This window comes from Brevibacillus antibioticus (genome assembly GCF_005217615.1).
GTDB lineage: Bacteria > Bacillota > Bacilli > Brevibacillales > Brevibacillaceae > Brevibacillus > Brevibacillus antibioticus.
In genome coordinates, this window is sequence record NZ_SZNK01000001.1 from 2,173,621 (window position 1) to 2,196,914 (window position 23,294).

General features: G+C 48.0%; 25 protein-coding genes. 9 read left to right on the plus strand and 16 right to left on the minus strand.

Annotated features, from left to right (window positions below; translation table 11 throughout):
* Positions 1-38: 38 nt before the first annotated feature.
* The 9 genes from E8L90_RS09700 to E8L90_RS09745 form a co-directional block, all read right to left on the minus strand.
* Positions 39-1,382: a sensor histidine kinase gene (locus tag E8L90_RS09700; RefSeq protein ID WP_137029209.1), complete on the minus strand. Its 1,344-nt coding sequence runs from the start codon at positions 1,380-1,382 to the stop codon at positions 39-41.
* 7 nt (positions 1,383-1,389) lie between these two features.
* Positions 1,390-2,079: a response regulator transcription factor gene (locus E8L90_RS09705; RefSeq protein WP_137029210.1), complete on the minus strand. Its 690-nt coding sequence runs from the start codon at positions 2,077-2,079 to the stop codon at positions 1,390-1,392.
* A gap of 11 nt (positions 2,080-2,090) precedes the next feature.
* Positions 2,091-2,675: a TVP38/TMEM64 family protein gene (locus E8L90_RS09710; protein ID WP_137029211.1), complete on the minus strand. Its 585-nt coding sequence runs from the start codon at positions 2,673-2,675 to the stop codon at positions 2,091-2,093.
* A gap of 126 nt (positions 2,676-2,801) precedes the next feature.
* A complete protein-coding gene (locus tag E8L90_RS09715; protein WP_137029212.1) occupies positions 2,802-3,296 on the minus strand; it encodes a GyrI-like domain-containing protein in 495 nt (164 codons plus the stop codon).
* An 82-nt stretch (positions 3,297-3,378) separates the two neighbouring features.
* Positions 3,379-4,308, minus strand: coding sequence for a helix-turn-helix transcriptional regulator (locus E8L90_RS09720; RefSeq protein ID WP_137029213.1), 930 nt, complete (start codon positions 4,306-4,308; stop codon positions 3,379-3,381).
* Between the two features lie 374 nt (positions 4,309-4,682).
* A complete protein-coding gene (locus E8L90_RS09730; protein WP_137029215.1) occupies positions 4,683-4,892 on the minus strand; it encodes a hypothetical protein in 210 nt (69 codons plus the stop codon).
* 76 nt (positions 4,893-4,968) lie between these two features.
* Positions 4,969-5,802, minus strand: coding sequence for an ethanolamine ammonia-lyase subunit EutC (gene eutC / locus E8L90_RS09735; protein ID WP_137029216.1), 834 nt, complete (start codon positions 5,800-5,802; stop codon positions 4,969-4,971).
* A 20-nt stretch (positions 5,803-5,822) separates the two neighbouring features.
* Complete coding sequence (locus E8L90_RS09740) at positions 5,823-7,184, minus strand: ethanolamine ammonia-lyase subunit EutB (RefSeq protein WP_016740425.1); 1,362 nt, start codon at positions 7,182-7,184, stop codon at positions 5,823-5,825.
* A 138-nt stretch (positions 7,185-7,322) separates the two neighbouring features.
* Positions 7,323-7,697, minus strand: coding sequence for a response regulator (locus E8L90_RS09745; RefSeq protein ID WP_137029217.1), 375 nt, complete (start codon positions 7,695-7,697; stop codon positions 7,323-7,325).
* A gap of 320 nt (positions 7,698-8,017) precedes the next feature.
* Between E8L90_RS09745 and E8L90_RS09750 the strand changes: the two genes are divergently transcribed.
* Together E8L90_RS09750 and E8L90_RS09755 are read left to right on the plus strand one after the other, a co-directional pair.
* On the plus strand, positions 8,018-9,085 hold the full coding sequence (locus E8L90_RS09750; protein ID WP_137029218.1) for a bifunctional transcriptional activator/DNA repair enzyme AdaA: 1,068 nt from the start codon (positions 8,018-8,020) through the stop codon (positions 9,083-9,085).
* 39 nt (positions 9,086-9,124) lie between these two features.
* Complete coding sequence (locus tag E8L90_RS09755) at positions 9,125-10,597, plus strand: MFS transporter (RefSeq protein WP_244297195.1); 1,473 nt, start codon at positions 9,125-9,127, stop codon at positions 10,595-10,597.
* A 113-nt stretch (positions 10,598-10,710) separates the two neighbouring features.
* On the opposite strand, the gene E8L90_RS09760 is transcribed toward E8L90_RS09755, so the two are convergent.
* Positions 10,711-11,151, minus strand: coding sequence for an Rrf2 family transcriptional regulator (locus tag E8L90_RS09760; protein ID WP_137029220.1), 441 nt, complete (start codon positions 11,149-11,151; stop codon positions 10,711-10,713).
* Positions 11,152-11,305: 154 nt separating this feature from the next.
* Between E8L90_RS09760 and E8L90_RS09765 the strand changes: the two genes are divergently transcribed.
* The 3 genes from E8L90_RS09765 (at position 11,306) to E8L90_RS09775 (ending at position 13,640) form a co-directional block, all read left to right on the plus strand.
* A complete protein-coding gene (locus tag E8L90_RS09765; RefSeq protein WP_137029221.1) occupies positions 11,306-12,595 on the plus strand; it encodes an acyl-CoA thioesterase/bile acid-CoA:amino acid N-acyltransferase family protein in 1,290 nt (429 codons plus the stop codon).
* A 73-nt stretch (positions 12,596-12,668) separates the two neighbouring features.
* Positions 12,669-13,007 carry a histidine triad nucleotide-binding protein gene (locus E8L90_RS09770; protein ID WP_007727375.1) on the plus strand — a complete coding sequence of 113 codons (339 nt, stop codon included), beginning with the start codon at positions 12,669-12,671 and terminating at the stop codon, positions 13,005-13,007.
* Positions 13,008-13,058: 51 nt separating this feature from the next.
* A complete protein-coding gene (locus tag E8L90_RS09775; protein ID WP_162309074.1) occupies positions 13,059-13,640 on the plus strand; it encodes a hypothetical protein in 582 nt (193 codons plus the stop codon).
* A 146-nt stretch (positions 13,641-13,786) separates the two neighbouring features.
* Here E8L90_RS09775 and E8L90_RS09780 read toward each other — a convergent pair whose 3' ends face one another.
* The gene (locus E8L90_RS09780) at positions 13,787-14,764 is read right to left on the minus strand and encodes a YpdA family putative bacillithiol disulfide reductase (protein WP_137029223.1); all 978 of its coding nucleotides are present in this window, start codon (positions 14,762-14,764) and stop codon (positions 13,787-13,789) included.
* A gap of 149 nt (positions 14,765-14,913) precedes the next feature.
* On the opposite strand from E8L90_RS09780, the gene E8L90_RS09785 reads away from it, so the two are divergent.
* The 3 genes from E8L90_RS09785 to E8L90_RS09795 all read left to right on the plus strand — a co-directional run bounded on the left by E8L90_RS09785 (position 14,914) and on the right by E8L90_RS09795 (position 17,795).
* Complete coding sequence (locus tag E8L90_RS09785) at positions 14,914-16,515, plus strand: S-layer homology domain-containing protein (RefSeq protein WP_244297196.1); 1,602 nt, start codon at positions 14,914-14,916, stop codon at positions 16,513-16,515.
* 211 nt (positions 16,516-16,726) lie between these two features.
* Positions 16,727-17,095, plus strand: a complete 369-nt coding sequence (locus E8L90_RS09790) for a hypothetical protein (RefSeq protein ID WP_137029225.1) — start codon at positions 16,727-16,729, stop codon at positions 17,093-17,095.
* Positions 17,096-17,240: 145 nt separating this feature from the next.
* Positions 17,241-17,795 (plus strand): spore coat protein, encoded by a 555-nt coding sequence (locus E8L90_RS09795; RefSeq protein ID WP_137029226.1) that lies wholly within the window; start codon positions 17,241-17,243, stop codon positions 17,793-17,795.
* A 92-nt stretch (positions 17,796-17,887) separates the two neighbouring features.
* On the opposite strand, the gene E8L90_RS30255 is transcribed toward E8L90_RS09795, so the two are convergent.
* From E8L90_RS30255 to E8L90_RS09810, 4 genes are all read right to left on the minus strand, one after another.
* Positions 17,888-18,046, minus strand: coding sequence for a hypothetical protein (locus E8L90_RS30255; protein WP_167497594.1), 159 nt, complete (start codon positions 18,044-18,046; stop codon positions 17,888-17,890).
* Between the two features lie 154 nt (positions 18,047-18,200).
* Positions 18,201-19,163, minus strand: coding sequence for an L-threonine 3-dehydrogenase (locus E8L90_RS09800; protein ID WP_137029227.1), 963 nt, complete (start codon positions 19,161-19,163; stop codon positions 18,201-18,203).
* A complete protein-coding gene (locus E8L90_RS09805) occupies positions 19,160-20,353 on the minus strand; it encodes a glycine C-acetyltransferase (protein WP_137029228.1) in 1,194 nt (397 codons plus the stop codon). Before E8L90_RS09805 ends, E8L90_RS09800 begins: the two co-directional genes overlap by 4 nt.
* A 301-nt stretch (positions 20,354-20,654) precedes the next feature.
* Positions 20,655-21,032, minus strand: coding sequence for a (2Fe-2S) ferredoxin domain-containing protein (locus E8L90_RS09810; RefSeq protein WP_137033378.1), 378 nt, complete (start codon positions 21,030-21,032; stop codon positions 20,655-20,657).
* A 146-nt stretch (positions 21,033-21,178) separates the two neighbouring features.
* Here E8L90_RS09810 and xerS point away from each other — a divergent pair, with 146 nt between their 5' ends.
* On the plus strand, positions 21,179-22,291 hold the full coding sequence (xerS, locus tag E8L90_RS09815) for a tyrosine recombinase XerS (protein WP_137029229.1): 1,113 nt from the start codon (positions 21,179-21,181) through the stop codon (positions 22,289-22,291).
* Positions 22,292-22,394: 103 nt separating this feature from the next.
* On the opposite strand, the gene E8L90_RS09820 is transcribed toward xerS, so the two are convergent.
* Entirely contained in the window at positions 22,395-23,210 is an 816-nt protein-coding gene (locus E8L90_RS09820; protein WP_137029230.1) for a transglycosylase domain-containing protein, read from the minus strand.
* Positions 23,211-23,294: the final 84 nt, after the last annotated feature.

A 23,294-nucleotide genomic window follows, 5' to 3' on the forward strand; every position in this document is an offset into this window, starting at 1 on the left:
TTTCCATCATAAACGAAGTGCAGCCAGAGCGAAACAGATCATTCGATTTCATGCCCTTTTGGCGGAAATAAAATCGTAATGGTTGTTCCTACACCCACCCTGCTATCCAACGAGATGATTCCCTCGTGTGCCTCTACAATACCTTTCACAATCGTCAGCCCCAATCCCGCTCCACCGCGTTCCCTTGCTCGCGAGCGATCTCCCCGATAAAAGCGCTCAAAGACGTACGGGATGTCCTTTTGATCGATACCCGTGCCGCTGTCCTTCACTTGCAAACGGACCATCGTACTCGGTTTGTCTACCGTAACAACGACTTCTCCACCGACTGGCGTATGCTTGCAGGCATTCGTCAACAAATTGGCCACAAGTTGCGCCAGTCTTTGCCTGTCCCCTTGGATCCAGTCAGCATGATCTCCTTTCAAGTGATAATTCACTTGCGCACGGGCAAACGTAGCACTCATCGAGTCAGTGACTTCTTTGACAACCTGACTCAATTGCACCTCTTCACTGCGCATTTGCAAGGAACCCGACTCCACCTGGATCACCTGATCTAAATCGCGGACGAGACGGCTCAAACGCAATACCTCTGACCTTGTGCTTTCGAGATTTTTGGGAGTTGCTTCCCATATGCCGTCGATCATCCCCTCGACTTGCGCCAGCAAGGTGTTCAGTGGTGTTCGCAATTCATGGGCAATATCGGAGGTCAGTCGCTTGCGCAGCTCCTCCTGATGCTCCAGACTTTGAACCAGGTTGTTAAAATCTGCGACCAATGACATAACCTCATCCTTGCCACGAGGCTCCGGTACCCGTATCGACAGATTGCCTCGCGCGACTCGTTGCGCTGCGGTGCTCACTTGTACGACGGGACGCACCATGATCCGGGCGAGCGGTATACTGATGATCATGACCAGGATGAGCAGCACCCCCATTGTCCACAGTGTTGTATTTTTATGCGCCCATTGGAAATGACTTTCCAAGTTCGTATACGCACTCCGATCATCGTGGCTAATCACCAGTTGCCCGATCATGACACCCTTGCTGACAAGGGGAATCTTGTCAACACTGTAATTGCTTGTATGGACTGGCCGCTTGCCCCATTCGTTTTTCACTTGTTGCTGTTGATCGAGGAGTGTGATATGCAATCCCAAGACCTCAGAAACCGCTTCAAGCTTATGATAGCCTTCCGCTCCCCAGCCTTGATTGTCTTGATACGCCTGGAGTGCGACACGCGATATTTCTTGGTTATGCTGATTTCTCACTTCATCGGCATACATAGAAAAATGAACATCCATTTCCTTTACAGACAACAATGAGGAAAAAAGAACAGCGCAGGCGCCGACTGTCATGATCACGAAGGCGAGCTTTACCCATATACGCTTCATCGTGGCCTCACTTCTTCATGGGATCGTCAAAGCGATAGCCCAATCCATACACCGTCTTGATATACTCCGGTTGCTTCGGGTCTGCTTCTATCTTTTGGCGAAGGTTTTTGATATGCGTATCAATAGTTCGGTCGTATCCTTCGAAATCAAACCCCATGACCTCACGCACGAGCTCCTCCCTGCCCCACGTTCTCCCCGGATAACGGACAAGCGTTGTGAGCAAGCGGTATTCGTTCGGCGTAACCTCCAAAGCGACTCCATTTTTCGTGACTCTCTTCTCGTTCATCGATATGGTCAAATCGCCCACTTCAACGTAATCGGAGAGTGTTGAATAATCACCCGCACGACGCATGACGGCTCGAACACGCGCTACGAGCTCTCTCGGGCTAAAGGGCTTGATTAAATAGTCATCAGCGCCAATCGTAAGCCCACGAACCCGATCCGCCTCTCCACTTTTCGCCGTTAACATCAAGATCGGGACACGCGACTCTTTGCGAATTTGGACGCAAACTTCTTCTCCGCTCAGATCAGGAAGCATCAGGTCCAAAATCATACAGGTGAAGGAAACTGTCGTAGCCATTTCGATTGCTTCCTTGCCTGTTTGAGCAGTCAGAACATGATAGCCTTCCTTTTGCAGATAGGAGGACAATATTTCTAAAATTTGCGGCTCATCATCGACTAGCAAAATGGTAGACATAAGAATCCTCCCTACTCTTCTTGTGTTTGAGCCTTTCCTTTTTTCCAGAAAAGCAAAAAGACGAGAGCGCCTGCCAGCAAGGCAAAGAGCAAGCGAAACTTGTTTTCACCAAAAGTAATCAGATCATGACCGACGAATGTTTCAAAAACCATCGACGGCACTTTTCCTAGCAAGGTCGCCACCAAAAATTGCCCGAAGGTGATATTCGTCATAGCCGCGCCTAAATTGATTACACCCGAAGGCATCAGCGGATTGATCCGGAGCAAAACGATGGCAAGGCACTTGCGAAAACTCGTCGTTCCATTGATGGTATGTACCCATTTGAATGATTTCAGCTTTTCGCTTCGATCTGCTTTTTTGATCGTGTAGCGGTAAAGGAAGAAGGCTATGCAAGCACCAACCACCTCTCCCGTTAAGGAAATCAAGAACCCTCCGTACAAGCCAAACACGACTGCGTTTGCACCCGATAAAAAAATGGACGGCAATACACCTGCCACACTGATCACGATGTTCAATAAAATACTACCAACAATCCCCAGCATTCCCAAAGAGCGAATCCACTCTGTCAGGGCTTCTATATTGGTTATCCAATCCATCCGTCTATTTGACTCCCCTCTGCCACGCTCCCTCTAGAGTAAACGAAACTTGTGAAGAAATCATGGAAAATAGCAAAACAGTCATAGCCTGATCGACTACGACTGCATGTATGAGATGCTGCACTATTATTCTTCAGCGATCGCGATGTACAAATCCACTTGCGCGTTGTTAGGATCAGCACAGCGCACTCCGTCATATCGTTCGAAATCTCCAGTAAATGTCCGCTTGTTTCCCGGTTGATGGGACCACTCCCACACCTGCGCCCACGCTTCCATCACAACCTCTACCGTTGGGCCGACACGAGTCGTAAATACAGCGTAAGTAGAAGCCGGCAAGGTCTTGACTGTGAGCTCAGCAGGAAGCTCACCGTTTTTTTCTACAACGGTTCCCACTAACAAGGCGTACTCGCCTGTCTCGTCACTGTCGTAATCGGAATACACCCCCAGAACCACACCCGGTTCTTTTTGATGGGGAGTTTTGAAGGGATGCTCTTCTTGATAATAGCGCTGCCACAGTTCCCCAATTTTCGCATTCGGTCCGCATTCCGCCTCATTGGTTGTCCGAATTTGCAAGCCTGCTACACGCATTTCATCCAGTTTGACAATCGTTGGGTTCATCATTAACCACGCTCCTGTCAGAGTTTGTTTACATGACTTAGTATAACGACCATACCCTGACAACTATCTGTCAACGTTCCAATGTTTATTCATAAAGTTTCGCCATTCTTTTTACCGTATCCCCCATTCGCTGTCTTACATGGGAAGGCTCATGTACACACAAGGCATCGCCAAAGCTAAGCAGCATACCGTTTAACCATTCATCGTCTGTCATCTTCGTTCGCACCAGCAATGAGCCATTCTGCATGGTCTCTATCGTTTCTGGGGCAAACATATCCCGTACTCTTACATGGACACGCTGCGCAAATTCGAGGACAAGAGAAATGCGCTCTGCTGTATCCCATTCTTCGAGCCATTCCAGCTTATCTACTTGATAGGAGCGAGGGGAAAACTCCTCTGTCAGCACGGACATGTCTGCAATCCGCGATAAGCGAAACAGACGATCTTCCTGGCGCTGTAAACAATAGCCATATACGTACCACACATAACCTTTAATAATCAGTGTGACAGGCTCAATGGTGCGTTCTGTTGCTTCGCCTTGCATTTTCGTATAGGTGATCCGCACACGAAGTCTCTTATCGATGGCTTCCCGCAGCTTGTTTACTTTTTCGGCGATTGCCGGTGTACTGCCCCACGGATTAAAGTCGTAAACAACGGGATGTGCACTTCCTTGCAAAGAAGATGGTGCATTGGTGAGCAACGCTTTTATTTTTTCCAGAAGCTGTCCGATTTGCTTATCGTCTGTGGAGGAATGAACCCCTTTTAGCGCAGCAATAACCGCGACTAGCTCGTCCAAGGATAAGTATTGCCGATCAATCGTAAAATTCTCCATGATCTCGTATCCGCCGCTTGCCCCAGGGTACGCGACGATCGGAATTCCTGCTGCGTTAATGGTTTCCAAATCCCGATAGACTGTACGCAAGGATACTTCAAAGTGGTCGGATAGTTCACGAGCGCTCACACGGCGCTTATTTAACAGCATGATGACAATAGCGAGTAGCCGTTCTACCTTCATGAACGCCTCCGTTTTTTTGAGTCAACATAGTGGTGGAGAAGAAAAAGCACAGGTCTCTTCGACTCTGACACGCCAGCTGGGGGGATTCACTGGACGTCTCCACTTCAAAAAGGGGACCGTCGAGCCAAAGCCACCCTACGGGCGGAAGTTTCTCAGAGAAGAAGTGTTCGACAAGCGTGGTCCCCTTTTTGAAGTTCCGACTGGGTAGGCGTTGTCAAGGTCTACGAGCCCTGTGCTTTTTCTTCTCGCCAGCTTTATTTGTTCATCGATACCTTTAAAAATTTGAAGAACAAACTGTATATATGATCATACAAAAAAGGAACCTGCAGCCTAAAGTTGCTGCACATTCCCTTTTTGCCTTGCTTCATTTGAAGCTATACGCCCATACGTCTGCGTTGATTGTTTGGTTTTTTGGTGAGCTGGCTTTTCATGGATTGATTTTGCGCCTTTTGATTCATTGGGTTATTAGCCTGTGCTTGCGCTTGTTTCTTTTCTGCCATTTTGCGCTTCATTGCCTCTTGCAGGCTGATTTTCCCAGGCTTTTGTTCGGTGGTATCTTTTTCGTTTTGGTTTGGCTCCGTCATGCGTAGCAACTCCTCATAGAAATTGGTTATCTTCTATGTATTCTAGTGCAAGACAGGAGGAAGCGCCAGTGGGAATCTACCCGTTAATCGCCCGAAGCTGTGATAATTTTACTCCACTCGCCTGGTACTTCAAAATTTCCTCCAAAAGCTCTGCAAGGTAAGCACCTGCCTCGATCGGTAGTGTGCCACCCTTATGAATATTAGAAATAACCGTACGATCTGATTCTACCGTATTGGCATCTGGTTTGTAAATCATGTAAGCACTGAGACTTTCTGCCGTCGCAAGTCCTGGTCTTTCCCCGATCAAGGAGATGACGACCTTGCATTTTACGATGGACGCGACCTGATCTTGAATCCAGACGCGACCTTTGTTAATGAACACTGGCTTTCCTACACTGATGTTTCTCATGGAAAGACCTTGGATTAACGCAGGCAGCAAGTCTGGAATCGTCGCCTCACACGCCGAGGTGCTGAGTCCGTCCGAGATGACGATTTGAACGTCTTTTCCTTTATCCCCATTCTGCTCTAGCCAACGAGCGGATTCATCCGAAAGCATCCGGCCCGAGTCGAGGTTCATTAAATACTCCTCCATGCTCGTCGCTCTTGAATGGAGGACGGGTAGTTGCAGACTCTCGATCAGCTCTGGACTGATGGTTTTCATGACCGCATCGCGTGCTGCTGCCTGATCAATCCGAAATTGGAGGTAGCTTCCCGTCTTCATCCGGGTACCCGCCCGCCCGATTCCGATGCGAGCTGGCGTTCGTTTCATTGCTTGCTCCAGTGCTTCTGGATTGTTTGGATTCCTGACCCCGCATTGCTTTTGCTCAGGAAAATGAATCACTCCTTGGCCTTTTTTGGACAGCTCATCGATTACGCGCTGGACCAAGTCTTCCATATTGATCTGTTTCATCTTGCTTCCCTCCCCACGCGTTAGTCAAAAATGGTTAAATCGCCTGCGCGCTCTGTCAAACGACCATTTTCCATAAGGCCCATTTTTTCCATCCATTTCTCAAATTCTCGGAGAGGTCGCAGCCCCAAGAGCTCGCGGTAGCTGGCGTCATCGTGGTAGCTCGTGTCTTGGTAACTGAGCATGACATCGTCCCCACCTGGTACACCCATATAAAAATTCGCCCCTGCCAAGGTCGTCAGCATCCCTGCAATCTCCTGGTCATTCTGATCCGCGTACATGTGGTTCGTATAAGTCGGAGCGATTCCCATCGGCAAACCATGCAGCTTGCCCATGAACAAGTCCTCCAGATCGGCACGAATCATCTGTCTGCCATCATAAAGTGTTTCTGGTCCGATAAAGCCAGAGACGTTATTGACCATGAATGGCTTCCAGTGACGGCAAAAACCGTACGTACGGGCTTCCAGCGTTTGCATATCGACGCCTTCATGAGAGTCCAGCGACACTTCGGAGCCTTGCCCTGTCTCAAAATACATGACGTTTGGTCCCGACGCTGTGCCTTTTCGGAGCATCAACTCCATTGCCTCATCCAAAATCTCTTTGTTCACGCCAAACGCATCATTCGCGCGTTGTGAACCTGCCAGACTTTGGAACATCAGGGAAATGGGCGCTCCGCCACGAAGAGCCTGCATCTGTGTCGTGATATGAGCCAGTACGCAGTTTTGCGTAGGGATTTCCCATTTCTGCATGAAATCATGTGTCATTTTCAAGAGCTTGGTAACGCTTTCAACGGAGTCGTTATTGGGGTTAATTCCAATGACAGCGTCGCCTGATCCATATGACAAGCCTTCCTTCATCGAAGCCAAAATGCCATCGGGATCATCGATTGGGTGATTCGGCTGGCAGCGGAACGCCAGTCTTCCCGGCTCGCCGATCAATGTGTTGCAGTACGCTTGATGCTTCATTTTTTGGGAAGCCATGACTAGGTCAATGCTGGACATCAGTTTGGCCGTAGCGGAAATCATCTCGCTGGTCAGCCCACGACTAATTCGTGTCAGCTCAGGCATTCCTGTGGAAAACGACAAGATGTACTCCCGTAGCTCCCCTACTGTCCAATTTTTGATCTCATTGTAAATAGAGAGATTGATATCATCATAAATGATCCGTGTCACTTCGTCCTTTTCGTACGGTATGACCGGATTTTCATATAGATCACGAAGTTGCATTTCGCTTAATACGACTTTGGCCGCCATCCGCTCCAGTGCGGAATTGGCTGCTAGTTTACTCATGTGATCGCCAGACTTTTCTTCACTCGCTTTTGCCAATACATCACGAACCGAAGTAAACTGGTAATGCTGTTTACGTACGACGCAAGCCAATTTCATCTCTAGCTTCACTCACTTTCTTTTCAACTTTCCGTAAACTCTATCTCATGGAACGTAAAAAAGCGCTTCGAAACATAAGACGAATTGCTCGCCTAGGTCCAAGCGCCGTTGCTCTTCATACGATTCACTTTTTTGCGTTCATTGTCTGCCCGTAAGCACGAACTCCACTGCCGGTAGCAGTTCTTCCTCCATGACAGGTTTGACCAGATAGGCACATATCCCTTTCGCTTTGGCTTGCATGACCATGTCCTTTTGACTGTAAGCAGTCAAGAGAAGGATAGCCACGTCCGAATGCTCTCGGATAATCCCAGTCGCTGTCAAACCGTCCATAATTGGCATTTTGACATCCATAATAATGAGATGCGGGTTCCACATTTGCGTCAATCGAACGGCCTCTTTGCCGTTTTTTCCTTCAGCTATGACGTTATATCCCTGCTCTTGCAACATCTCGACCAGGTCCATACGTGTTATGGGGTCGTCGTCTATGATGATGACTCGATAATGCTGACGCAATACTCCACCTCCCGATCACCAGTGAACGGACGTGCCAACTGCTCATCATTCCATGCGCAACCAACGCCGTTGTCGGTTTATCGCATATTTCTGAATACGTTTATTATATCGATATTTTCAGGCTAATTCCAGCTTAAATCGAGTCCATCATCGTCAGAGATGGCATTTCCACAAACGATCCGTTTCTCCTAAAGCCCCTCCTCTCACGGTACTCTTCTCGTCGAGTCTTGTCTCACCTAAAAAAATCAATGTACGATTTTCGGCTGCAGCCATTTTTGGTGAGCGATAAAATGAAAACATAAATATGGAGGGGGAAAAGAATGATAACGGCCGAGATGAAGTCCGAGTATTATCAGGCGTTACTAGATAAAAATTCAGAATATGAAGGTGTCTTTTTTGTTGGAGTAAAGACTACCGGCGTATTCTGTCGCCCGACATGTCCAGCAAGAAAACCTAAGTTTGTGAATTGTGAGTTTTTTGCTCATGCCAAACAAGCACTTCTGGCCTCATTCCGGCCCTGCCAGCGCTGCCGTCCACTTTCACATCCCAATCACGTTTCAGAGCTCGTGCGCCTGCTAGTAAACGCTGTAGAAGAAAACCCCGAGCAGCGCTGGACGGAAAAAGACTTTCAAAGATTATCCGTAGACGCTTCAACAGCGCGACGCCAATTCAAAAAACGTTTTGGCATGACGTTCGTCGAATATGCTAGGGCGCGACGTATGGGGATTGCACTGAAAGAAATCAGAGAAGGAAAAGCAATCATCGATGCCCAACTATCCACCGGATACGAGTCCAGCAGTGGTTTTCGAGACGCATTTTCACGAATTATGGGGGCAGCACCTACTCTTCTTGGAGATCAGCATGTCTTAAAGGCATCGTGGCTGGATACGCGGCTGGGTCCCATGATAGCTATCGCGGATGAAGAAGCGCTATATCTACTTGAATTCGTAGATCGCCGCGGCTTGGAACGAGAAGTTGAACGTCTTCGACAAAGAACGAAGTCAGCGATTATCCCTGGTTCTACAGCGCCTATCCGTTCGATTGAACGTGAGTTAGAGGAGTATTTTGACGGAAAGCTCACACCATTTGCAACGCCTTTGTTTATGTGCGGATCGCCTTTTCAAAAAATGGTTTGGGAGCATTTACAAACGATCCCGCCCGGTCAAACTTCATCCTATTCCGAGGTTGCAGCAGCTATTGGGAAACCAAGCGCCTTTCGTGCTGTCGCTCAAGCAAATGGTGCGAATCAGTTAGCGATTGTCATTCCTTGTCATCGCGTCATCCACTCTAATGGTGATTTGGGTGGGTACGGAGGAGGACTTTCACGCAAACGCTGGCTGCTTCATCATGAAAAAGAAACGCCCGCCCCACTTGACTCGGATTCGTGAAAAATTCGGCAAATGGATCATAGATGAATAAGCAAAGGAGTGTACAAATTGAGAGCCTTACATTCGAATAAATGGGCTATTTTATCTGTGGTCACGCTTGTTTCGTTCATTACTAACTTAGACGCAACGATTGTGGTTATCGGTCTTCCTGCTGTCATGGAAGATTTGCGTATTCCGATCAACATTGGGATGTGGACGATTACCGCGTTCTACATCATGAGCACATTATTTTTGCTTCCCGCTGGGCGTTGGTCGGATATGCTCGGGACCAAGCGCATTTTTTTATGGGGGCTCACCTTGTTCACGATATCCACTGCGCTGTGCGGTCTTGCGAACTCAGGCACAACACTGATCGGTGCACGGCTCCTTCAGGGAACTGGTGCCGCAATGGCAATGGCATCAGCAACACCAATCCTCATACGGACATTCCCACCCAATCAACTCGGAATCGCTCTCGGGATTAACAACATATCATGGGTGACTGGATCACTCATCGGTCCGGTGATCGGAGGCGCGCTTATCGGTGATTTCGGATGGCGATCCATCTTTTTTGTAGCTGTCCCTGCTGGAGTCATTGGTTTGATCGCTGGCCTCCTGGTTCTCAAAGACACGCCCCCAATCGAAAAGGGCAAGACTGACTGGCCGGGTATTTTGACCTTTGGACCAGGTTTAGTCGCTCTGCTTATCGCACTGTCTGAGGGGCAGTCTTGGGGTTGGACATCGGTACCCACACTTAGCCTCTTTGCAACCGCTCTACTTTTATGGATAGCATTCGTACTCATCGAGCTACGTGTTCGGCATCCACTTTTTCCTCTAAGCCTTTTCACCTATCGAAACTATTCGATTGGTCTTGGAATCACGATGAGTTATTGCATTGGTTACTTCGCCGTCACCATTCTCCTGATGCTATATCTGCAAGGGGCACATCGCTTAAGCCCTTTGGAAGCGGGATTGTTAATGATCCCATTATCGATTCCCCAACTCTTCACGGCCCCTTTTGGCGGTAAACTTGCCGACCGTTTCGGCCCCGTGCGCATGATTCTGTTAGGATCATTCCTAATAGGCCTAGCCTTTCTGCTACTTGGACAACTTGGTTCTCAGTTGTCGAACCTGGCTGTGATTATCCCGCTTCTTATCATTTCCGCCGCCACTGGTCTGTCTTGGCCTTCGCTCGCAAAAGCAGTCCTATCTGCTGCTCCGCAAGAGCGCGCTGGCTCCGCTTCAGGTATGTTCTGGACTGTCTACGAAATGTGTCGGGCAATAAGTCAAGCTCTCTCATTGGTAGTTGTACAGCTAAGCGTCAAGTCTTCATCCGTCTTGCCGCTATTTTCCGAAACGGGAGCGGGAGAAATCGTCCAATCTAAGAGTGCCTTGATCTATGCAACAAACAACGGTTTCCCATTCTTCGCCATCTTCTTTGCTATCGCTATCGTGTTAGGTTTGTTTCTCATGAGGCCACAATTGAAGATAGATAACTGGAAGGAGAAGAAAATAGTCCGTCAGTCTGGATGAGCTGCACAAGCATGGAGAGCATCTTTCCCACCCGTCAGGTGGCGGGAATCGACACGTTGCTGGCACTCCTTCCTGGCAAAAATGCCCTCGCATACGCAAGGGCATTTTTGTTCTTACTGCGCTTTTTCTGTTATTTTTTGACGAAGGTTATTTACGAGCTCGGACATTTTCACTCCGCCCAAAATCTCCTCCATAGCATGCTGCGCACGGGTCAGAATCAACTCCAGCACAAACTGTATATTCGCTCCCACTGGACAATCGGGATTCGGTTGCTCATGGATGTGAAAAAGTTGCCCTTCTTCCACGACATCGACTGCACGGTAAATCTCTAGTAGTGTGATTTGATCCAATTCCTTGGCGAGAGAAGCGCCGCCAGCTCCGGCACGTACGTTCACGAGCCCAGCCTTCTTCAACAGCCCCAGCACACGTCGGATCACGACTGGATTCGTATTCACACTACCTGCGATCCATTCCGAAGTGCAATGCGAATTAGAATCAATGGAAAGCAGTGATAAGATGTGGACCGCAATGGAGAAACGGCTGCTGATTTTCATACGTTGTCACCCTTTCGTTGTAATGATTATAGTTACACCCCAAGCAAGAAGTCAAGTTAACCAGACCGTCACATTTCGTCTCGTCAAACTTTATTCATTCTACTATAATGACTGTGTCAAGTGTTCCCGTAATCTGGAAGGAGTGTTGACAAAAATGATACTTCCACAAATTGAAGTTACCCCTGCAACAGCCTTAATAGATGTTCCCGTCCATATTACACTCAGCGGGTTTATCCCGAACCAATTAATCACCCTTCATGCCACTCTGAAAAATGGTTTACCTGGAGGAGATTTGACTGCATCCTCACATGCTATATTCCAAGCAGACGAAAATGGCTCAGTGGATTTAGTTTCCCAAGCTCCCTTATTTGGTACTTATGAGGGGATTGATCCGATGGGGCTTTTCTGGTCTATGAATGTCCAAACCATGCGTTTTTATCATGCCTATTCGCTGGACGACTTTCAGTTCACCCCTCGCTCCACTGAGATAGAATTAGCGGCAGAAGTCAACGATAAACCCGTAGCGAAAGCCGTCGTAAAACGTATTTTTGTCTCTCGCGACGTATCGATACGGAAAGTGACAGACCATGGGCTAGTCGATCTGTATTTTTCAAAACCTCACACTGAACAAAGACCCGCCATTGTCGTACTTGGTGGAAGCGAAGGTGGAATTGGTTCCTGCTCACAATTTGCTGCTTTGTTCGCCTCTCATGGCTATCCGACACTAGCACTCGCTTACTTCCAATGCAATGATCTTCCTGACGATATTCGCCAGATCCCGATTGAATATGTTCAACGCGCCATTCATTGGCTACAGCAGCAGCCCTCCGTACATCCTGATAAAATCACGTTATTCGGACGCTCCAAAGGTGCAGAATTGGCATTAGTCACAGCATCGTTCGAGCGACACGTACATGCTGTTATTGCTTCGAGTCCCTGCTCTACAGTTACTATCGGTACAGATAAGGCATTCGCTGGATCAGACACGTTCTCCCCGCAGTCCTCTTGGTCGTTTCAAGGAGAGCCTCTTCCATTCGTACCATGGACCGAGGAGCAGACAAAAGTCTCGCAAGAGCGGCTCGAAGCAGGTCAACGGATTGATCACATCCATGCTGAAGCGTGGGCTGCTTGTGAATGGTTAGAAGATGCCGAGATCCCGGTGGAAAAAATCAATGGCCCGATCCTCTTCCTCTCCTCGGATGACGATCACTGGTGGCCAGCAGCCCGGCATTGCGAGCAAATGGTCGAGCGGTTAAAGGATCATCAGTTTGCTCATTCGGTGGTGCATTTGCGTTACGCGGATACAGGACATGGGATCCGCTTTCCTTACATACCAACTACCCGCACACGACTCAATGGTGGCACGCCCAAAAACAACGCCTACGCATCCGAGCACTCTTGGCGTGAGGTTCTTCGGTTTTTAGAGCGGACTTTTCCAGAGTAAAAAACAGGGAAAGCCTACTCGCATGACGAAATAGGCTTTACGATCTATCATTTTGGAAAGGATGTATTGCCCTATGGACTGCCTATTTTGCAAGATTGTAAACGGAGACATTCCATCTAAAAAAGTGTATGAGGACGAGCATGTATTGGCTTTTCACGACATTAATCCTGTTGCCCCTGTTCACGTTCTGATGATTCCGAAAAAGCATATTCAATCCGTTCTGGCTATCGAGCCTGAGGACAAGGAGCTGATCGGTCACCTCCATCTGTCACTGCAAAAAGTCGCAGAAACAATGGGCGTGAACGAGGATGGCTTCCGTATCGTGACCAACATTGGCAAACACGGACAACAAACCGTCTTCCATCTGCACTACCACCTCATCGGAGGCAGACAATTGGAGTGGCAGTTCTAATCGCTAGTAAAGCGATCCTGAAATGAATACCGTCGGGTGGAGCGAGCCCGCATGCTTCTTCACTATGCCGACGGCCTCAGTATACCGAAAATTGCAGAGATACTCAGTACTACCGTCCCAAAGGTGAATCGTTGTGTCGATAAAGCACTGGAACTCGGGTCAGAGGCTGCCTTCATCTCACTTGCCTGTCAGAAACCCAAAGAGTTGGGTTACTCGTATGAAGTTTGGCCCCAACGTCTCCTGGCTCAACATGTACGAAATCATGCAGTATCAGCTGGCCATGAGTGCCTTTCTCGTATGTCGCCCAGCAGTGTCTACCGGTTGCTGAATGCTCATGACTTGCAGCCTCACAAGGTCTGCTATTATTTGGAGCGCCGCGATCCTGAATTTGACACGAAACGTGCTGAAGTGCTGTGCGTGTATCAGCAAGTCGAATACATTTGGGAAAACGAAGAACTAAAGCGGATTGCTGCTGGGGCGACAGTCGTTAATCCAATGGCGGATCAATTCTACGGTGACCGAGCGGGAAGTGTGAAGGATCCGTTCGGACATTATTGGATGATCTCAACCACAATTGAAATTGTAGAACCTGAGGAAATACAGAAGCGATTCCTCGCCTTGTATGTAAATTAAGCACAAAAGGATATCCCGTTAATGCTCATATGAGGCATTTCGGGATATCCTTTTTTTCTACAGTATGCCAATCCTGTTCCTTTCCGTTGGAAGTATGGCTTGGAGAGCTGATCGTGAACGTTATCTCAGGATCGTTCTACTAGTAATCACTGTGCTCTATGAGAGGCAATGTGGCGGGCGATACCCTCACCGTGAAACCTTCCATTTTCAATAAAAATGGCGTTTGCGTGATGGCCCGCCGCAATAACTCCCGCTATATAGAGACCTGGGATGTTCGTCGACATCGTCTCTGGATGATGCGCTGGAATTCCCGTTTCCTCGTCAATCATAACCCCTAACGAATGAAGGAAGGTACGATCCGGACGATATCCAATCAAAGAAAACACGTGGTCATTGGCAAGCGTAATGACTTCCTCGCCCATCCTCACCCTGATAGAACACTCCTCAATGCTCTCAACTGTTGCACCGAACAGCATGTGGATGCGTCCTTTTTTGATCAGACTCTCAAAAACAGGCCTTGTCCATGCCTTGACCTTGTCGGAAAGATCCGTTCGACGGCAAATCACCGTTACTTCTGCTCCTGCCCGCTCCAGCTCCATCGCCGCGTCAACGGCAGAGTTGTTCCCCCCTACTACCGCTACTGCAAGCCCTGTATACGGATGTGCTTCCTTGTAAAAGGACGAAACCTTCGGCAACTCCTCGCCTGGTACATGTAGTCGATTCGGATTGTCAAAGTAACCTGTGGCGATCACCAAGTTTTTCGCTTCGTACGTATGCGTTTTGGCGAATCGGTCTGTCGTCGTAACCTGGAAGCCTTCTGGTGTTTTCTTCGCTTCCGTCACCGTCTCATATACGTTCACGCGCAATTTTTCTCGCGCTGCTACCAGTCGATAGTAATTGAGTGCCTCCTGTCTGGTCGGCTTGTCGTTCGCCGTTGCGAAAGGTACGCCCCCGATTTCCAGTAAATCAGGTGTGCTATGAAAAATCATATAGGTCGGGTAGCGATAAATCGAATGAACAAGCGACCCTTTTTCAATAATGATGGGATCAAGTCCAGCTCGCTTGCAGGCAATTGCCGCTGCCAGTCCACAAGGCCCACCGCCTACAATCAGTACGTCTTCCATTTCTCTCCGCCTCACTTCATTCTCTCTATTCTTATTCCTTCATCATATCATATCGCATTTCCAATAAAAGAGTTCGGGCACCCCTGCAAGGTTTCTACCAAAATCTGACCAATGAAAGCTTGGTTCTCTCTCCTTATACTGGATGTATGATGAAAAAACAAAACATACATATCTGGTTAGTCTCCTTTGCTTTTTTGGTGTACGCCCTCTCTTTTGCCATAGGAGTCCCAGCATCCACAGCCTCGACGAAAAATTTAAAAGATATCGCAAACAGCTATGCGAAAGAGCAAATCCGTTCGCTACAGGCAGCAGGTGTCATCTCCGGCGATGAAAACGGGTACTTTCACCCAACTCGTCCAGTGACGCGTGCTGAGTTTCTCGCGATGCTCACACGAACGCTCGGTATGAAACCGGTGGTCAGCAACGTCGCAGCCTACTCGGATGTTCCGAAAAACTCATGGGCATACGGGTACGTACAAGCTGCTGCTGGACTTCGCATCGCGAATGGCATCGGTCCTACTTCTTTTGCTCCGAACCAGACGATTTCTCGCGAAGAGGCCGCTGCATTTCTCGTACGCGCACTGGAACAAAGCATTTCGTCTTCTTACCAGTTGTCCGTGAAGGATGCCAATGCGATTTCGAGCTGGGCACGCCCCTCAGTCAGCCACGCCATACAAAAAAATTGGTTGGTTGGCTACAATGGCTACTTCCGCCCGACTCAAGCACTATCGAGAGAAGAAACCGCTGTTATTTTGTATCGAATTCAGGAGAATCTGAAGAAGCAAAACGTTACAGCAAAGTCGCTTGTCTCTCTCGGATGGCAATACCAATCCACGACAGAGGAGTTCATCGCACAAGTCAAGAATAGCGGAGTCAATACACTATCTCCACGTTGGTACTTCCTGCAAAAAGACGGAACGATTAGCGACTCTACGGATACTTCCCTTGTCCAATGGGCACATGCAAATGGCAAGCAGGTGTGGCCGCTATTCGGGAATAAATTTGATCCTGATGCTACTCACGCCATGCTGTCCGATCCCAATAAACGAAAAGCAGCCGTGCAAAAGCTTTCTTCGTTCATTGATCAATACCACCTAAATGGGATTAACATCGATTTTGAAGGGTTCTCCCCTGCGGATCGCAACAACTTCACCTTGTTTATTCAGGAGCTCGCGACTGCTCTTCACACAAAAGGTACTGTCCTATCTGTAGATATTCCGCCTGATGGTGATTCAGACTGGAGCGACCCTTTCGATTTTGCCAAATTAGCAAAGTATGCGGATTATTTGGTAGTCATGGCCTATGAAGAGCATTGGGTAGGTGGGTCACAAGCAGGCTCCGTTGCATCCTTGCCTTGGTTTACGAAAGTCATTACCGATCTGCTTGACGAGGTTCCGACCCAAAAGCTCATCGTCGGAATGCCTCTTTACACGCGCGACTGGTACCAATCGAATGGAACATTGAAGTCAACAGATATTAGCATCCCTGAGTCTTACCAGTTGCTCTCACAATACAGAGCAAAAACAGTATGGGACGATAAAGTTGGACAATACCGTTCGACGTATCAAAAGCAAGGCATCACGCACACAATTTGGCTGGAAGAAAGCCGTTCGATTGGGCTCAAGGCACAAGCTAGTCTGCAATGGCAAGTGGGTGGCCTGGCGTACTGGTACGTTGGCTCTGAATCAACGGATATGTGGACAGCCATTGCCAATTCGATCACCCTTAAACATGCACGTGAAAAACTGTAAGAATCATGAAAAGAAGCGCCCGCGTCCGGCTATAGCCGTGGCAGTGGCGCTTCTTTTTGTTGTGCTAGGCAATTCAGTCAATGTGATCCCTCCCGAATGCAAGTTAGCAGTAGTTTGTCTCTTTTTAATGATTATTAGACAATCATTGGTATTCTGCATGGGAATGCCCTCCTTTCTTCATACTGAAAAGGAGCAGAAGGAGGAAAGGTTCTTGCCGGATATTTTAATGAGCCCTGAATTAAAAAGAAAAACAGAAGAAGCTATCCAAGGTCTCACATTCACGAAAAATTTCCGTTCTGCAACAGCCGAGGAATGGTATCTGTTTTTGCCGGGATATCGAGATCCGCAGACAGAAGGGGCTTGCGGGAAAGTATTCATTCATTACGACCTGTTTGGAAATCGGGATGTGTTCATCAACACCACCGTGATTTTCGATGACCCAAAACTGCATGACCCTATTCTGCATCCGCTAGTCTACGCAGTGGTCGATGAGACCGTCAATCGTTTGGTTGGCTATGCAAATACGTTACTTTCGGTACATGCGGGCTTCAATTCGTACTCAGCGGAATACGTGAGTTAGCACCACTTTGCCTAATGTCCATTGGATTATCTGGCAACTTCAGGACGGAACACCCCTTTTTTTCATTTTTTCCTGAATATCCAACGATTCTATACAAACACTATCAAAGGTTGACAGTAACCCAATTCGATTTCAGGAGGCCATTATGCAACGATTTGCCGCTCATGAGTTTTTGGAAACACAAGAAGCACTCCGTTCCAAGCACGCCGCGATTGAAATGCACGGAGTACTTGCCGAGATGGCACAAGACCCTCAATTAACTGGCATCATTAATAGACATCAGCAATTGATCATGAACGCATACCAGCAGGGGATTAGCCTTTTGCAGGGAAAAGGCTTCAACATTGCACCAGCTCCTATTCAATTGCGTGTAGCACAACCTACAGCAGTAGGTCTTAATCACCCGCAGATGGCTGCTCCCAACCCACACCCAACCCGCTTGTCAGATATGACAATTGCTACCCTGATGCTGAATTGGCATAAAGCGGGTTCGGCAATTGGCATGCTCTGGGCGGCTGAGTGCGTAGATCCAGGTATCCGGCAATATCATGTAAATGGCGCAAATGCTTGCCAGCAAATGGCTTATGAAACCTGGCAATACCTGAATGCCAAAGGCTACTACCAAGCTCCGCAGCTTGCCGATCACACAATGAACACGATGATTAACGCCTATCAGCCTCAACAACAAATGCTCCTGTAAGCCTCAATAACCGTCCTTGTTTGGACGGTTTTCCCTTTGTGTGTACGAGAAAAACCTCCCGGATTCCAGAAGGTTTTGTTTGTTACATGGTGTTAGCTCTCTCGAACCGTCTCGGTATTATTCGACCAGCCCCAGCTTTCTATTGGTCGTTCCTCATTACTACTGCCTTTCGTGTCCTGTATATTTGGGATGACTTGTCCTTCTTCGTCGTGCTTCGAATGGTTATCCTGCAAGTTTCTTCGTAAATCCATGATTTTCCCCCTCTCTTTTCATAATGTGCCCGTAGAACAGGAAAGGCATTCAAAAGTCTGATAACGTGCATGTGAACGGACAAACAAAAAAATGGCCACCTCTCTCGCATCACGGCACAAGAAGAAGTGGCACATTTTCCTTTTCCCTATTCGTTTATCCGACTTGCTGAAGCAACTTTCCCCGCAGTTTTGCGAGCATGTCCTCAGTCATTTTGTCCAGGTCGTATTCCGCTTTGAAGCCCCACTCTTGCATGGCAGCCGTAGCATCAATGGAGTTCGGCCAGCTGTCTGCTATTGACTGACGCACAGGGTCGACTTCATAAGAGAGCGTAAACTCAGGAATGTGTTTACGGATTGCTGCTGCTACATCCTCTGGCTCAATGCTCATTGCAGTCACGTTGAACGCGTTGCGGTGGATGAGCTTGGAGGCATCTGCTTCCATCAGGGAAACAATCGCATTCAGCGCATCAGGCATATACATCATATCCATGTAAGTACCTTTGCCGATGTAGGACGTATACGCACCCTGCTGGATCGCCTTGTAGTAAATGTCTACTGCATAGTCAGTCGTACCGCCACCCGGAGGCGCTACATACGAGATCAGACCTGGGAAGCGTACGCCGCGCGTATCTACCCCAAATTTTTGATAATAGTAATCGCAGAGCAACTCACCGGATACTTTATTTACACCATACATGGTCGTAGGGCGTTGAATTGTGTCCTGCGGCGTGTTGTCCTTCGGTGTAGTCGGACCAAATGCACCAATCGAGCTCGGCGTAAAGAACTGGCAGTTCAACTCACGTGCAGCTTCCAGAGCGTTTACCAGCCCGCCCATGTTCAAGTTCCATGCTAAGAGAGGCTTTGCTTCCGCTGTTGCAGACAACAGGGCAGCCAAATGCATGATCGTATCCACGCCATGTTTCTTCGCCAACTCAAACATCCGGTTCCCGTCGGTGACATCAAGAACTTCGAATGGACCCGATTGCACGACAGGATCGTCTTCGTTTTTCCGGATATCTGTAGCGACGACTTGATCCGCTCCGTAAATATCGCGTAATTTCATGATGAGCTCGGAACCAATTTGTCCTAGCGCCCCGGTTACCAGAATTTTTTTCATTTCAGGATCCCCATTTCTTTCCCAACTTTTTCGTAGATGCTAAGGGCACGATCCAGCATTTCCTTGCTATGTGCCGCTGTTGGCATATTCCGTACACGGCCGGTTCCTTTTGGGACAGTAGGGAACACGATCGCTTTCGCGTACACGCCCTCTTCATACAGTCGCTTGCTGAACTCCTGGGTCTGCTGTTCGTCTCCGATAATGCAAGGAGTGATAGGCGTTTCGCTCTCCCCGATATTGAAGCCGAGTTCTTTCAAGCCTTTTTTGAGGTAGTGTCCGTTATCCCACAGCTTGTCGTGCAGTTCGGTGCTTTCCATCAAAATATCAATAGCTGCAATGGAGGCTGCCACATCCGCTGGCGTCAACGAAGTTGAGAACAAGAACGGTCTGCTACGTACTTTGAGCCAGTCGATCAGCTCTTGACGTCCCGCTACATAACCGCCGACTACCCCAATTGCTTTGGAAAGCGTGCCGATTTGGAAGTCGATTTTATCAGACAAGCCAAAGTGCTTAACCGTTCCTGCCCCTTTGCCGAGTACACCAGAGCCGTGGGCATCGTCTACATACGTAATCAAGTCATATTCTTCGGCTACCTCTACGATTTCCGGCAGCTTGGCAACATCGCCATCCATCGAAAATACGCCGTCAGTAATGACCATCAGCTTTTTATATTTACCGGATTCTTTCGCTTCCTTCGCTTTCGCACGCAGGTCATCAATATCAGAGTGGTTCACACGGATGATTTGCGCACGAGACAGGCGGCATCCATCAATAATGGAGGCGTGGTTCAGCTCGTCAGAAAGAATCGCATCGTCCTTGTCCATGACAGCAGAGATCGCCGCCATGTTGCAGTTAAAGCCAGATTGGTAAGCGATTGCAGCTTCCGTGTGCTTGAAGGCAGCTAGCTTTTCTTCCAGCTTCACATGCAGGTCCAAGGTTCCGTTAATGGTGCGTACAGCCCCTGCCCCTACGCCGTATTTGCTAGCTGCTGCAATCGCAGCGTCCACAAGGCGTTGATCAGTAGCCAAGCCCAGATAGTTATTGGAGGAGAGGTTGATCAATTCTTTCCCTGCAATCGTAATAACAGGACCGTTCGCGCTTTGCAAAGGATCAATGACATTGTACAATCCCTTGCCCTTCAAATCTGCCAGATTTTCATGTAAAAAATGTTCAAGTGTTTTGCTCGCCAACGAGAATCCCTCCATTATTCAGCCATCGATTAGTAAGTTCCACAAAAACAACTGTTCACACTGTATGGACATATCATTTTGATAAAATTCGCATAAAATCAACTTAATCTAGAGTCATTTTACCACCATTTACTTAAAACGTCCACATCACAAAGACATATTGTTAGCGCTTTCAATATTTTTCCTCATGTTCCCCATCATATTATCATCTCTCCTACTTTCTCCTTTTGTCACAATGCTTAGACTCCTAATAAAGAAAAAACCACTCTCCTGCTTCATACGAGCGGAGCGTGGCTGATTCTTATTTTTTTGCCTTTTGAGATTTTAAGATACCTGGCTTGGTGTCGATTGTGCGAACAAAGCCGTTCGTTTCGAAGCGATGCGTCATCAAGGACTCTACTGGTCTGCCGTTTTGAAAATGCTCTTCCACTAATAGCTGTGCATCTTCTGGCGTCACGTTTTCATACCAGATTCCCTCGGGGTACACGATCATCACGCAAGCGTCCTCACAGCGCCCGTTGCAACGCGTGCGGGTTGTATGTACAAAGTCATCCAAGCCTGCGTTGGTAATCGCTTCGCGTATCGCAACGGTAACCTCTTCGCCACCCTTGCGCATACAGCTTCCACCGTTACAGATCAGCACATGATGTCTCGTCTGAGATAAATCCCATGTTGCCACTACAAATCCACTCCGTTCTTGTCCAACATCCATCCACACTCCCCATCATGACGGTTTCCTGTTCAATTTGCAATTCCCAGAACGTTTTGTTTTTGATAGAATATATGTTCGTATACAATTTACAAAAAGATGTTGGTGGTGAAAGCATGTCCGTTACGAAACAGCGCGATGCCTTGCAGCTTTTGCAAACAGTGGGCTCCTACCCATGGTATGTCGAAAAGTTTATTGAGCATAAAAAAGCAAAAAAGAATTCACCCTCCACCTTGCTTGGCTACCTTCGCGATTTCTCTTTTTTCTTTCGCTGGATGATGACAGAAGGATTGAGTACCGCGACGGATATGAAGGATATTCCGTTAAGCGATTTGAATGACTTAAAGAAGGAAACGGTAGAGAGCTACATATTATACTTGCAGGAATCGCATCTGTACGAGCGATCTGTATTGCTCTCGAACCCTACCAAAAGCGCGAAGAAAGAGTACAGCGACCGCACCATCAGCAGAAAAATATCGAGCCTGAAATCGCTTTTTCATTATTTGTCTGCCCTCGCTGAGGATGAAAATGGAGAATCGTATTTGACGCGGAATGTACTCGCCAAAATCGAGCTGGAGATTACGGAGCTGACTCCCCTCGCACGTGCCCACGCCATTCGGGCAAAAATCCTGATTGACGACGAAATCTATCAGTTCGTCGATTTTGTCTACAACGGGTATTTGGCCCATTGTGATACGGAAAAAAAGAAGCAATATCACATGCAAAACCGCGACCGAGATACTGCCTTGATCGCGATGATTCTCTCTGGTGGCTTCCGTGTGTCAGAGATCGTCAGTCTCGATCTATCCGACATTATTATGGAAAAAAACCAGTTGAAATTGATCCGCAAAGGAAAGAAAGAGGACGCTCCTTTTTTCAGTGACTGGGGCAAGGAGCACTTAGCCAAATACTTGCAGCTGCGTGATAAATACAAGCCCGAACCACAAGAGGACGCTGTCTTTCTCGCTGTTTCCCCTGCCAATCCGAATGGGCATCGCATCGAAGTGCGGTCTGTCCAAAAGCTGGTCAAAAAGTACGCGAAAGCATTCGGCATCCCCGATTTGTCTGTCCATAAGCTTCGTCACAGCTTTGCTACACAGTTTCTCCGCTTGAATCCAGACCCCCATCAGCTCCAAGCACAACTGGGGCACTCCAAAATCGAAACGACCATGCAGTATGCTCACGTATTAGAAGATGCGCTGGGCAAGGCTGTGAACCGAACAACGTAAGGATGCCTCAACAAGAACAAGTGACCAATCTGCAAACCACTGCGGACTGATCACTTGTTTTGTGTTTTTTCCACTTCCAAATACGGGATTCCATCACAATCGTTTATTTCGCTGCGCGTTTGGCAGTAGGAACAACGGTTATCTGCTCGTTCTTTGCCAATGTACTTTCGCTTTGATCAATCACTGCCAATTCGTTCATCCGATTCAGCACAACCGCCTGCCGTTGTTTGGCTCGGTCCCAGTTCTTTACCGGTGAGTACCGCTCTGGTCCTTTCGGTAAAGAAGCCAGCATGGCCGCTTCTCCCAGTGTTACCGCTCGATCTCCTGTTTCTGTTGCTTTTTTTCCGAAGTAAAAGGGAACAGCCTCGCCAATCCCGTATTTTCCGTGCCCGAAATAAATGACGTTGAGGTACATTTCGAGCAGTTCTTTTTTGCTGTATCGCTGTTCTAATTGCAAAGCGATCGCGATTTCCTTCACTTTTCTGGTCATCGTTTTGTCATTCGTCAGAAACAAGTTTCGCGCCAACTGCATGGTGATTGTACTTCCACCCTGTACGTAGGCACCTTCCTTGATATCCAACCAGATCGCTCGGCTCAATCCAATCGGGTCCACTCCTGGATGCTGCATAAACCGATGATCCTCTATCGCAACGAACGACTTCCACACATAATCAGGCATTTCGTCCAGCTTTGCATAGCTGTTGGATTGCTGTACAGCAGCTAGCTTTTTCTCATCTATCCATATATTCCCTGTCCACGCAAGCACGATCGGCGCCAAGATGGCTACCATCATGATCACGAAAAAACTGATACGCAGTCGTTTTTTCCAACGAACACCGAGTTTTTTAATGCTCTTGGGTATACTCGCCGCTTCATACAAGTCGGTGTTTCTTCCTAATGGGATTGGAAGGTGGTTCATGCTACATTCCCCCTTGCCTTGCTTCTACTCACATTGTAGGGGATGCGCGTATTTCGTCCCATCGAATCCACTTACAGCAAACTT